This window comes from Herbiconiux sp. FW305-C-125, from assembly GCF_058783455.1.
The window spans coordinates 16,656-28,920 of record NZ_JBYSYO010000018.1; the positions used below are offsets into that span (position 1 = coordinate 16,656).

A 12,265-nucleotide genomic window follows, 5' to 3' on the forward strand; every position below is an offset into this window, starting at 1 on the left:
ACCGTGCCGTCGCATTCGACCGAGCGTGGCGGCCTGGAGCGACCGCGGGAGCTGATGCTCGACGTGCTCGCACGCGGCGTCGGCCGGCCCCTGCTGACCCATCTGGCCGCCGAGAACGGGCTGTCCGGGTCGGCGCTCGACGAATTGCTCGGCGAGCTGTCGGCGGTGCTGATCGACGAGTCCACGCGGGCGGCGCCGCTCGAGGGACTCGTGGTGGCCGTCGATGGCGGTGGTGCCGGTGGCGGTGACGCAGATGGTGCCGGTGACTCACATGCGCGCACCTGCCCGGCTGCAACCGAGCTGGCGGCGCTCGTGTGGCGGATGGGTGGTCGGCTCTGGCCACGCCCCGCACGGGAGTCCGGCAGCACCGCCGCCCCCGATCTGGCGGTGGTCGTGTCGCACTACGTCACCGAGCCCCGTCGAACCGCGATGTGGTTGCGCGACGACGTGCCGCACCTGCTCGTCGAATTCGGCGACCGCTCGATCCGTGTCGGGCCGGTCGTCGGGCCCGCGCTCGCACCGGGCTCACGCCGGGAGCCGGGTCCGTGCGCGCTGTGCATCGAACACGCGCGCACCGACGCCGACCCGGACTGGCCCACCATCGCGGTGCAGGCGCTCCGCCGAACGGCGCCGTCGGCAGACGCGCTGGGCTCGGTCACCGCCGCGGCGCTCGGCGGTCGGGTGCTGGCCGAGTACGTCGCCGGCCAGAACTCGTGGCACGACCATGCATTCCGCGTGCTCCGCCCGGGTCAGCCCGGTCAAGCGGTCGTGCGGGAGCGGATCAGACCGCATCCGAGCTGCGGATGCCACTCTCTGCCAGGAACCGCGACGGCAGACGCTCCCCCGAACGGCGTGATCCGGCCGCCGCCCAGGAGAGCGCGAGGCGTTCCCGGGCGCGGGTGATGCCGACATAGAGCAGGCGGCGCTCTTCGTCGATCGCGTCGAACCCGGTCGCGTAGCTGATCGGCAGGAGGCCTTCTGCCACCCCGACGATGAAGACGACCGGCCACTCCAGGCCCTTCGCCGAGTGCAGGGTCGCGAGCGTGACCGCGCGCAGGGTCGGCTCGTGCTGCGCCGACTGCCGTTCGAGGAGCTCGTCGGTGAACTGCCGGAACGTGGTGCCCGGCGGCATCGCCTCGGCCAGCCCCATGAGCGCGTTCAGCGCTTCCCATCGGTCACGTACCGCGCCGACTCCCTCAGGCGGTTCCTGCGACCAGCCGCGGGAGCGGAGCACGTCACTCACCGATTTGAACAGCGGCTCCTCGGCGATCGACACCGACGCGGCGCGCAGCTCCATCACGGCGCGCTTCACGTCGGGCTGATCGAAGAACCGGGTGGAACCACGGAGTTGGTAGCTGACTCCAGCTGCGGTGAGCGCTTGCTCGAGCACGGCCGACTGGGCGTTGACCCGGTAGAGCAGCGCGATGTCCTGAGGTGCGGTGCCCGCTGCGATGAGGTCGGCGACGGCGGCGGCGATGCCCTCGGCTTCGGCCTGGTCGTCACGGTAGGCAGTCACCACCGGCTCGGCGCGCACGGCCGCCGCGGACGGTGGCCCGGCGGGCACGGCCTCCGCGGACGCCGACTCGGTGGGCTGTGGCTGCATCTGCGGCTGCGGCTGGGGCTGGGGATGGGGATGCGGCTGCGAAGGCTCGGCGGCGTGGAGGGTCAACGCGCCGGGGCGGCCGCGCATCAGCCGATTCGCCAGGGCGACGATCGCGGGCGTGGAGCGGTAGTTCTGCTCCAGGGTCACCACGGTCGCGTTCTCGTGTCGCCGCTCGAAGTCGAGCAGGTACTCGGCGCTCGCACCCGCGAACGAGTAGATGGTCTGGCTCGCGTCTCCCACCACACACAGGTCCCGCCGATCACCCAGCCATTGCTCGAGCAAATGGTGTTGCAGAGGAGAGACGTCTTGGTACTCGTCCACCACGAAGAAGCGATACTGTTCCCGCACCTGGATCGCGACCGACGGCTCGATCTTGATCATCCCCGCAGTGACCAGCAGCACGTCCTCGAAGTCGAGCTGCCGTCGCTCGTCCTTCAGTTGCTCATAGCGTTCGTGCAGGGCGAGCATCTGTTCCACGGGCACCGCCGACGGGAGGGAGCGCACCGTCCGCGCTTTCACCTCGTACTCGGCGATGCTGAGGTTCGAGACCTTGCGCCACTCGATCTCGGCGGCGACATCACGCAGGGTCGCCGTGTCGACCCGCAGTCGCAGCGTCTCGGCGGCGTGTGCGATGGCTTTGGCCTTGTTGTCGATGATCTTCGGGGCGTCGCCGCCGATGACCTGCGGCCAGAAGTAGTTGAGTTGCGCGAGCGCTGCAGCATGGAAGGTGCGTGCCGCGACCCCGCCCGCCCCGAGCGGCCGCAGGCGAGCCCGCAACTCGGCAGCGGCCCGCGCCGTGAAGGTCAGCGCCATCACGCGGTTCGGCGAGTAGACCCCGGTCGCCACGCCATAGGCGATGCGATGCGTGATGGCACGGGTCTTGCCCGTGCCCGCACCGGCGAGAACGCACACCGGGCCGAGCAGAGCGCGGGCGGCGACCCGCTGCTGCGGATCGAGGGCGTTCAGGAGGTCGTCGGCGGAGGGATCTGTCACCGCTGGGCAGACTCCGGGAGAGGGCCGCCGTACCACCGCTCGATGATCGCGCGCGCGATCGAGGCAGGGCCGGGCAGGAGCACATCGGTGGCCGGATCGGCGAGCTGCTCCCGGGTGAACCAGCGCAGGTCGAGGATCTCGTCGCCGTCGGGCCGGAGGGCAGCGGGATGAGCATCCGACACCCGCGCCATGAAGCCCACCATGAGCGAGGCGGGGAACGGCCAGGGCTGCGACCCGACGTACTCCGGGTCGTCGATCACCACACCGGACTCCTCGGCGATCTCACGGATGGCGGCCGCTTCGAGCGACTCACCCGGTTCGACGAATCCGGCGAGCAGCGAGTAGCGGTTGTTCTCCCAGAGCGCGTTGGAACCGAGCAGGATGCGATCGTCGTGATCCACGATCCCCACGATCACCGCGGGATCGGTGCGCGGGAAGAGTTCGATGTCCTCCCGCGGGCAGCGCCGCACCCAGCCGCCGCTCTCCACGAGAGTGGCCTCGCCGCATCGGGGGCAGTGTGTGTGCGTGCTGTGCCAGTTGAACATGGCCAACGCCTCGGTGAACACGCCGGCCCCCACGTCATCGAGATCGGCGGCCACCATGCGGAGGTTCAGCCAGCTGGAGCCGGCGGTCTCGAGCGCGCGCGCATCCGCATCCGTGACGGAGACGGCGAACAGCGGCGCCCCGGCGGGAAGCTCCGGGCTGTCGTCGAGACCGAAGCCGAGGTAGAGCCGCACGGCGCCCGCGGCGAGTTGATCCCGCACCGATTCCGGAAGCGACGCGGGCGACCTCAGATCGAGCGCAGGATGCACGGTCACCTCGGGCCGTGGGCCGAACCCGTCGTACCCGGCGGGGTTCACTCCGGCCGTCGCGAGGGCCTGGCCGCGGTGCAGCACCAACACGCGCGCATCGTCGCCGGCCCAGCGCTCGTCCAGCAGCTCGGCGTTCGCGCGCGTCACGTGATCGCGATCGACCCGGTGGCGGGACAGCGGCAGCAGGGACTGGAAAGCGCGTGACATGGTTGACCAATCGTGCGTGGCGAAAGCCGTGACCGGCGAGGTGCCGCCTACCCTAGAAGGCATGGCGAGATCCCACCTCACTCTAGCCGCGCTCGCGACCTCCGCCGTCGCCGGTGCCGACATCGTCGCGACCCGCCCGGTCTCCAGCCGCACGCACGGTCGTTTCGATTCCGCGGTGGTGACGCTGCGCTCCGGCGAGGAGTACATCGTGCGGGTTCCGGTCGACTCGGATGCCGAGGCGGAGCAGTCACGCGACCTGGTCGCGCTCAATGCGCTCACCCCGGGGGTGCGGTCCCGGCTGCCGTTCCACATCCCCGCCATGGTCGGTCAGGCCCCGATCGGCGAGACGCGTGCGATCGTCTACGACTTCATCCAGGGGATTCCCGGCACGCTCGACGACATCGGCGACGAGCACAGTGCGTCCGATTCGATCGGCCGCGCCATCGCCGCCGTCCACTCCCTGCCCACGTCGGTGGTGTCGGACGCGGGCCTCACCACGAACACCCCCGCGCAGATCGCGACGACCTCCCGCAAGCTGGCCGATCGTGCCGTCGCATCGGGGAAGGTGCCGAGCGAGCTCTCGACCCGCTGGGCGCTCGCCCTCGAAGACAGCGCGCTGTGGCAGTTCCAGCCGACGGTGGTGAACGGCGCCCTCGCACCCGAGTCGTTCCTCCTCGTCGACGACCAGGTCACGGGGATCATCGGCTGGCAGAACCTCCGCGTCGGCGACCCCGCGCTCGACCTGTTCTGGCTGAACTCGGCCTCGAGCGCTGCCAGCGCCGATCGGGTGTACGCCGCCTACGAGCACAGCGTGTCGAAGCCCGCCGATCGTCAGCTGCGCAAGCGAGCGCGGCTGTACGCCGAACTCGAGATCGCCCGCTGGCTGCTCCACGGCGTCGACACCCGCGACGCGTCGATCGTGGCCGATGCGGAGTCGATGCTCGCGAGCCTCAGCAGCACCGTGCAGAACGACCTGCTGAACCCGCTGTCGACCGACACCGGTCAGATCATGGCGGTCGAAGACGTCGAGGCCATGCTCGACCGCACCCCGTTGCCCAGCCGCAGTGCCGGCAGCGAGCACGCGAACCGCATCGCCGAGGACTGACGGAGCTGCGCCCCGGGCGCAGGAGTCAGCGCTCGGGGCTCAGGGCAGCGACGTGCGGATGAGCGTCACCAACTCGTCCTCGGAGTACAACCGTTCCGGCCGCACAACTCGATCCTCGGCCACGAAGTAGAACGCCGCGTCGACCCGCTCAACGTCGATGCCGCGCCAGCGGGCGTAAGCGAGGCGGTACAGCGCGAGCTGCAGCTGCTTCAACTCGAGGTCGGCGGCGTCGACCGGGGCTTTCCCCGTCTTCCAGTCCACCACCTGGAACGAGTCGCCCTCGGCGAAGATCGCGTCGATCTTGCACACCACGACCCGGCCGGCGAGCACCAAGTGGATCTCCACCTCGACCTCCACCGGCTGCCGGCCGGCGAACTCCGACGCCTCGAAGGTGGCGACGAGTTCGTCGAACCGTCGGTCGTCGGCGACTTCGAGCGGCTCCTCCGCGGCCGAGCCGAGAGCGCCGAGACGCAGCTCGTCGGCAACCGTCCCGACGGCGAGCTCGTCGCCGTCCAACTCGTCGTCTTCGTCGTCGTACCGGTCGAGGCTCTCCCCCGCGACGACGTCGAGCGGGAGCAGCGACGAACCGCCCCCGCGCCGCCGGAACCGCTCCTCCACCCAGCTGTGGAACCGCGTGCCCAGCCGGGTCGCCCGGAACGGCCGTTCGGGCATCGGCCGCTGCAGCGCACGAACGACGGCTTGGGGATCGGCGACGTAATCCTTGAAGCGGGAGGCCGGGATGCGAACCGGCACGTCGAGCATCCGTTCGCCTCGCAAGGCGGCGCGCTCAGCCAGGAGCAGCTCGATGTCGTGGTCGTAGGGGGTGGGCGCGCCGGGATCGGCCGCGAGCACCGCCTCGGCCGCCGCCGCGACGCGCGGGCGGCGCGCGCCGAGCGGCTCGCGGGGCCAGCTCGTCCAGCTCTCCGATTCGGCCAGCGGATTCTCGTCGAACGCCGACACCTCCGGAAGGATGCCCTCAGCCACCAGGCCCACCTCGTCGAGTTCGCGCAGGTACCGTCCCGGGCCGCGGACCTTCTTCACCCCGGTCGTCCAGAACGAACCGGAAAGCAGCAGGTCGGATTTGGCGCGGGTGACCGCCACGTAGATGAGTCGGCGCTGCTCGGCGGCGTAGTGGTCGGCGTTGGCCGCCTTGAACCGCTCGAGCGCGGGCTTGAACTCGTTCTGGCCCGCCAGGCCGCGCCAGGCCAGTGCCGGGAGCTCGGCCGAGTCGCCGCGGAACTCGAACGGCAGCTCACCGAAGCCCAACCACCCGAGGGTCGACAGCGGCGCACCGGGAAGTTCGCTCTCGACCATCCGCGGGATGGCCACCACGTCCCATTCCAGACCCTTGGCGCCATGGATGGTGAGAATCTGCACCGTTCCCGGCTCGGGCTCCTCGGTGCGCGGTTCGAGACGGTCGCGCTTCTCGGCCTCCTCGAGCCAGGCGAGGAACTCGCCGAGCCCGGCCGACGGGTCGAGCGCCAGGAACGAATCGAGCTGTTCGGCGAACGCGTCCAGGCTCGCGCGGCCCGCCGTGGCGTGCGGGCTCGCCAGCACTTCGATGTCGAGCAGGAGTTCCTGCTGCACCAGGTCGACGTAATCGACGAGCCCGAGCCCGGCGCGCGTGCGCAGATAGGCGAACTGCTCGGCAGCGCGGCGCAGCCGCTGCAGACCGGTCTCGCTGAACCCCGTGATCGCGGCGTGGACCGGTGATGCGGTCGCGAGGAAGTCGAGGGCGTCGACGATGGATCTGTCCTCGTCGGCGACGACGGAGCCGCGGATGTGCCCCGCCACCTCGGGCTCGAGCTTCTGGAAGCGGTGGTCGCGCTGCGCGATCCATGACGCCAGGGTGCGCAGCGCCAGCAGATCCTTCGTGCCGATCCGCCAGCGCGCGCCGGCCAGCACCCGCACCAGATCGGCGCCCGCGGTGGGGTGATAGAGCACCCGGAGTGTCGACACGAGGTCGGCCACTGCCGGCTGCCCGAGCAGGCCACCGATGCCGAGGACGTGGTAAGGGATGCCCCGCTCGTCGAGGACCGCCGTGAACGGCTCGATCTTCTTCACCGACCGGCAGAGCAGAGCGGCCGACCGTTTGCGCCCCTCGTCGTCGAGCACCGCGAGTTGACGCTCCAGCCAGCCGGCCACCTCTTTCGCTTCGTCGCGCACCGTCTCGGTGAATGCGACGTCGAGCGACCCGAGGCCGACGCCCGGGCGAGCCACCAGTTGCTCCACCGGCACCCCGGCGGTGGCCGAGAGCGGCCCCACCAGAGTGTTGGCCGCATCGAGCACGAGGCGGGGATTGCGCCAACTGGTCGACAGTGCGAATGGTTGCTCGCTGCCGCCGAAGTCGGCGTCGAATCGGGCCAGATTGGCAGCGCTCGCGCCTCGCCAGCCGTAGATCGACTGGTGCGGGTCACCGACCGCCATGACCGGATGCCCCCGGAACAACGCCGAGAGCAGTCGGGTCTGCACGACACTCGTGTCCTGGTACTCGTCGAGCAACACCACCCGGTACCGGTCGCGGTAGTCGGCGCCGACCCGAGGCGTCCCCTCGACGATCGCGAGTGCGAGCGCGATCTGATCGGAGTACTCCACGTAGCCGCGCCGCAGCTTCTCGGCGGCATAGGCATCCGCCAATTCGACCAGCAGCGGCAGCGTGGCGATGTTCTCCACCGCCCGTGCGAGTTCGGCCGGCACACCACGCAGGCGCGCCGAGCCGAGCGGCAGCTCGGTGAGGCGGGTGAACTGCTCGGCGTACCGGCTGACCTCAGCCGACTCGACGACGTTCTCCGCGATGGCGCGGCTGAGCGCGAGCACGGCGGAGGTGACCACATCGACCGACTTCTCGACCTGCAGGAGGCGGGGATCGGCGCTGGAGACCACGACCTTCCGCGCCAGCTGCCACGCCGAGGCCTCGCTCAGCACCGCGGCCTCCCCCTCGCGGCCGATGAGGACGGCGTTCTCGCGGAAGATGCTGTTCGCGAACGCGTTGTAGGTGGCGATCGACGGGGCGTCGAACGGGTCGAACGCCACCGCCCCGAGCCCGGACTGCGCCAGTTCGCCGAGCCGGCGACGGATGCGCTCCGCCAGCTCCCCGGCCGCCTTGCGGGTGAAGGTGAGGCCGAGCACCTCCGGCACGCGCACGAGCCCGTTGGCGATGAGCCACACCACCCGGTTGGCCATCGTCTCGGTCTTGCCGCTCCCGGCGCCGGCCACGACGATGCGCGGCTCGAGCGGCGCTTCGATCACCGCCCGCTGCTGCGCGGTGGGCTGCGGAAGGCCGAGGCGGTCGGCGATCTCGGCAGCCGACAGGAGACCGTCGGGGCGCGGGGCTCGGCCGGCCGTCCCGTCGGGGGCCTCGGCCCCGGCCCCGGCCCCCGCACCCGTCGCGGCATCGCCGCGCCGGGGCACGGCGAAGGCGTCGGGATCGTCGAGCGCCTCGAGGTCGAACAGCGCGTCGGTCATTCGGAGACCGCCTTGATGAGCTGGATGCGGTAGTCGTAGGCGTTCTGCCGATCCCGCTCCTCAGGTTCGGCGACCCCGCGGAAGGTCGCGCCGGCCATTCCGTCGGCCACCTCCTCGATGCGCCGGGCGATGTCGGCGAGCGACTCGTCGTCGAGCGGCTCCTGCGCGCGCAGCGTGAAACGCAAGCCCTTCTCCCCCTTGGCGACGTAGAGCAGCGCCGCACCACCCGCATCCGTCGCCGGCCCCGGCGCGCCGCCGCCACTGGCGCGCGTCTCGGGGTCGGGCGCCGCGTCGACGCCTTCGACGGACCCGCTGCGAAGCGCCAACTGATAGCTGGCCAGCTGGGCGTGCCGGGGCAGATCACGCATCGACGCCGGGTACTTGCCGGTTTTCAGGTCGATCACGAGCACTCGGCCGTCGGAACGCCGTTCGACCCGGTCGATCGAGCCGTTCACCTGTGCCCGGCCCTGGCGGAAGGCGAACGGTGCCTCGGCACCCACGAGCTCGTGGTCGGCGGCCGAGAAGTGGCGGAGGTACTCCGACAGACCGTCGAGCTTGGTGCGGAGCGCCCGCTTCTCACGCTCCTCGATCCAGGGGGCCTCGAAACGCAATTCGCGCCAGCGCTCCTCCGCTGCCCGCCACAACTCCTCGGTGTCGAGCGACGACTGCGGATCGGCCGCCGCCTGCTCCATCACCGCGTGCACGATCGTGCCGATGCCGGCGGCCAAGCCCTTCGACCCACCCGCGACATGATCGATGAACCAGACCAGGGGCGACTCCTCGAACGCCTCGATGCGCGAGGGTGACACGCGAACCACCGCCTCCTCGTCGGCGGGGTCGACGAGCGGCTCGTCTGTTGACGCGGGCAGCAGGCCGTACCAGTCAGCCGGATGCGCTCCCGGCACGTTCTCGGCTGCCAACCGCGCCAGCGCTGCGGCCGCCCGGGGATCCCCTTCTTCGGCGACCCGGCGGCGCAGGTGGCCGGTGAGGCCGCGCAGTGAGAGCGGATGCCGTGCGGGACGCACCGGATCGGCGTCGGGCGCCAGCCCGAAGAACGGGGACGGCTGCTCGTCGTCGTTGGCGACGCAACTGAGCACGGTGAGCTCGCGCGACCGCGACACCGCCAGCGCGAACATGCGCAGCTCATCGGAGAGCACCTCGGCACGCGGGTCGTCCGCCGGCAGCCCTGCGGCCCGATCGGCGTCGGCGAGCGCGCTCAACCGCTGGGCGTGCAGCAACGAGCCGCGCTGCCGCAGGTTCGGCCAGACCGACTCCTGCAGTCCTGCGACGACCACCACCGCGACATCGAGGCCCACGGCGCCCGTCGGCGTGGTGACGAGCACCGATCCGCCGCGCGAGCGCGGCGACAGAGTGTCTTCGGGCACTTCCGCGGTGAGGAACTCGGTGATGAACAGCTCCGCCGGGCGTTCGGGCTCCCGTTCCACGGACCGTTTCGCGGCGGTGAACAGGGCGACCGCGCCGTCGAGGTTGCGGTTCGCCTCGTCGGCGACGATGCCGGTGCCGGCAGCGAGATCGCCCCAGCGTTTGGCCAGTCCCGTGCGCTGCCAGAGCTCCCAGAGCAGCTCTTCGATGCTCGCGCCGCGGGCATGGCTGCGCGCCAGCGCCTGTAAGGTCGTGCCCAGTGCGGCCACGCGGCGAGCCGGAGCCGAGTCGATCGTGACGAGCACCCCGGGCGTCAGCACGGCCTCGCGCAGCAACTCGTCGGAGTGTCGTGAGCCACCCGCTGCCAGCTCCTCGTGCCGGAGGGCCAAGCGGAGCCGACGCAACCCCACCGCGTCGACACCGCAGAGCGGCCCGAGAATGACCGAGCTCACCGCCTCGGGCGTGAGCTCGGCTGCTCCGATGGCGAGCGCCACGCCCTCCACGAGGTGCCGGGCCGCATAGTCGTCGCGCAACGCCTGCACGGCCGAGAGCGTGCGCGTCGGCACCTCGGCCAGAGCCAGCCCGCGGGCGAGGGCCGGCACGAGCGCGCCGGAACGCACCACGACGGCCATGCTCGACCAATCGGTGCCGTGCAGGAGGAAGCGCTCGCGCAGGATGCGCGCGATGGTGCCCACTTCGGCGGCCCGCGAGTCGGCCTGCACCGTCAGCACCTGGCCGCGGGGGCCACCGGCCGCCGCCCCGTTCGCTCCCACCGCGTCCGGCGCATCCGGCGCCGGCTCCACCGTGCGGCGCTGCGAACCGGCTGCCGCCGTGCCGATGCGCTCGGTGACCCGCCGGGTCAGGGCACGGAGCGCGCCGTCCTGACGGTAGGAGGTGTGCAGCACGACCGGTGGTGCGGTCGGCACCCCCAGCGCACGGGAGAGCTGCCCGAGCGCCCGCACGTCCGACCCGCGGAAGCCGGCCGTCCCGGCATCCGGATCGCCGAAGGCCACCACCACGGCCCCCTGCCGCGCCAGCTCACGCACGAGGTTGACGGCGCCGACGGCGAAGTCCTGGAAGTCGTCGGCCACCACCAGCCGCACACCCGACAGGGCGCCCGACTCGCGCACGATGCGTCGCCCTTCTGCCAGGAGCTCAGCCGAGTCGAGTCTCGCCGTCTCGTACCCCTCCATCGTGGCCTGGTAGTCGCGGAGGAACGCGGCCGCCGCCACCCACTCCGGAACTCCGTGCCGCCGGCCGAGCACCTCGAGCGTCGCGGGCGACACGCCGTTCTCGGTGGCGCGCATCATGAGCTCACGCAGCTCGGTGCGGAACGCCCGCAGGCGTCGCACCTCGGGTGGGAGCTCGTCGGGCCAGACCACCCTCGCCACGCCCTCCTCGGCGTCGGCGAACCCGCCGTCGATCAGATCGGCGAGGATGCGATCCTGCTCGGCACCGGTGAGCAGCGCCACCGGGCGCGCCGCTCCCGGGCGGGCGGCCGCGCTCCGGCGCACCAGCTCGAACGCGGCCGACGTCGGGGTCCGCGCCAGCGGACCATTGCTCGGCACGCCGAGCCGCAGCGCCACCCGGTCGCGCAGACGGGTGGCGCTCTGCCGGGTCGGCGCGAGCACGAGAACGGCCTCGGGCGCGAGCCCGAGCCGCTCCACCCGGTCGGCGACCAGTTCGAGCAACGTCACCGTCTTTCCCGTGCCCGGCGCCCCGAGCACGGCGAAGGATGCGTCGACCGGCCGCTCGAGCACGTGGCGCTGGGCCGCATCCAGCACCACCGCCTCCCGCGCCCCCGCGTGCAGCACCGTACCGGCGGCCCCGGAGTGGGGCGCGCGGTGGGGCGCGGACTCGGTTCGCTCGGACGCAGGCTCGTTCACGGCCACCACGCTAGCCGCCCCCACCGACATCGCCGGCGAGCGGCGACGCGTGCCCGCATCCTGTTCGCTGAGGGCTGTTCATCCGACCCTCCGGATGGCCCGGCGACCCGATGAGCGTGCCGTAATCTGGGCTGGTGGTCGTCGTCCGACCACGTGATGGGAAAGGCACACCAGATGGACATCCGAATCGGTATCGCGAACTCACCCCGTGAACTCAGCTTCGAGTCGAGCCAGACTCCCGCCGAGATCGAGCAGGTCGTCGCAGCCGCACTGACCGACGGCGGAACGCACGTCTCCCTGAGCGACAACAAGGGCAAGCTGTACGTCGTCCCCGTCGCCTCCCTCTCCTACGTCGAGATCGGCAGCGAAGAGTCGCGCCGCGTCGGCTTCGTCGGCTGACCTCTCGCCATGGAACTGCTGTTCATCACCCTCGGCGGTGTGATCCTCGGCCTCGGTGCCCGCTACCTGCTGCCCAACCGCGACCGGCACGGCGTGGTGCTCATCCCCGCCATCGGTGCCGCGGTCGCCGCGGTGGTCTGGGTGGGACTCACCTGGCTCGGCTGGGCCTGGGACGGCGGATGGATCTGGGTGGTGAGCCTCGTCGTCACCGCGGCCGTCGTCGTGGTCGCCGATCTCGCCATCGGGCGTGCGCGCAAGCAGCACGACCAGCGGCGGCTCGAGGCCCTGCTGTCCCGCCACATCCCGGTGGCGGGCTAGCCCGGTGGCGGGCTAGGTGTACTGCCCAGGGGCGTTGGTTGATGTGTGATGTCTTGAGTTGACGAAGACCTCCGGTGGAGGGTTGGAGCTGTCT

At 71.4% G+C, this 12,265-nt stretch carries 7 protein-coding genes; 3 read left to right on the forward strand and 4 right to left on the reverse strand.

Going from position 1 to position 12,265, the window contains the following annotated elements:
* Positions 1-781: 781 nt before the first annotated feature.
* A complete protein-coding gene (locus tag AC3WLB_RS23720; RefSeq protein ID WP_492510370.1) occupies positions 782-2,596 on the reverse strand; it encodes an ATP-dependent helicase in 1,815 nt (604 codons plus the stop codon).
* Entirely contained in the window at positions 2,593-3,615 is a 1,023-nt protein-coding gene (gene nudC / locus AC3WLB_RS23725; RefSeq protein ID WP_492510372.1) for an NAD(+) diphosphatase, read from the reverse strand. Before nudC ends, AC3WLB_RS23720 begins: the two co-directional genes overlap by 4 nt.
* Positions 3,616-3,676: 61 nt before the next feature.
* On the opposite strand from nudC, the gene AC3WLB_RS23730 reads away from it, so the two are divergent.
* On the forward strand, positions 3,677-4,720 hold the full coding sequence (locus AC3WLB_RS23730) for a phosphotransferase (protein ID WP_492510374.1): 1,044 nt from the start codon (positions 3,677-3,679) through the stop codon (positions 4,718-4,720).
* 39 nt (positions 4,721-4,759) lie between these two features.
* Here the strand turns inward: AC3WLB_RS23730 and AC3WLB_RS23735 are convergent, their stop codons facing one another.
* Together AC3WLB_RS23735 and AC3WLB_RS23740 are read right to left on the reverse strand one after the other, a co-directional pair.
* Positions 4,760-8,185, reverse strand: a complete 3,426-nt coding sequence (locus AC3WLB_RS23735) for an ATP-dependent helicase (protein WP_492510376.1) — start codon at positions 8,183-8,185, stop codon at positions 4,760-4,762.
* Positions 8,182-11,454, reverse strand: coding sequence for a PD-(D/E)XK nuclease family protein (locus AC3WLB_RS23740; protein WP_492510378.1), 3,273 nt, complete (start codon positions 11,452-11,454; stop codon positions 8,182-8,184). The genes AC3WLB_RS23735 and AC3WLB_RS23740 overlap by 4 nt, the downstream gene beginning before the upstream one ends.
* A 174-nt stretch (positions 11,455-11,628) precedes the next feature.
* On the opposite strand from AC3WLB_RS23740, the gene AC3WLB_RS23745 reads away from it, so the two are divergent.
* A complete protein-coding gene (locus tag AC3WLB_RS23745) occupies positions 11,629-11,853 on the forward strand; it encodes a DUF3107 domain-containing protein (RefSeq protein ID WP_492510380.1) in 225 nt (74 codons plus the stop codon).
* A 9-nt stretch (positions 11,854-11,862) separates the two neighbouring features.
* Positions 11,863-12,171, forward strand: a complete 309-nt coding sequence (locus AC3WLB_RS23750) for a hypothetical protein (RefSeq protein ID WP_022898119.1) — start codon at positions 11,863-11,865, stop codon at positions 12,169-12,171.
* The last annotated feature ends 94 nt before the right edge of the window (positions 12,172-12,265 follow it).

Excerpts from the sequence above, each read along its gene's own strand:
- nudC (WP_492510372.1), bottom strand. The coding sequence starts at position 3,615 with ATGTCACGCGCTTTCCAGTCCCTGCTGCCGCTGTCCCGCCACCGGGTC.
- AC3WLB_RS23730 (WP_492510374.1), top strand. The coding sequence starts at position 3,677 with ATGGCGAGATCCCACCTCACTCTAGCCGCGCTCGCGACCTCCGCCGTC.
- AC3WLB_RS23735 (WP_492510376.1), bottom strand. The coding sequence starts at position 8,185 with ATGACCGACGCGCTGTTCGACCTCGAGGCGCTCGACGATCCCGACGCC.
- AC3WLB_RS23745 (WP_492510380.1), top strand. The coding sequence starts at position 11,629 with ATGGACATCCGAATCGGTATCGCGAACTCACCCCGTGAACTCAGCTTC.
- AC3WLB_RS23750 (WP_022898119.1), top strand. The coding sequence starts at position 11,863 with ATGGAACTGCTGTTCATCACCCTCGGCGGTGTGATCCTCGGCCTCGGT.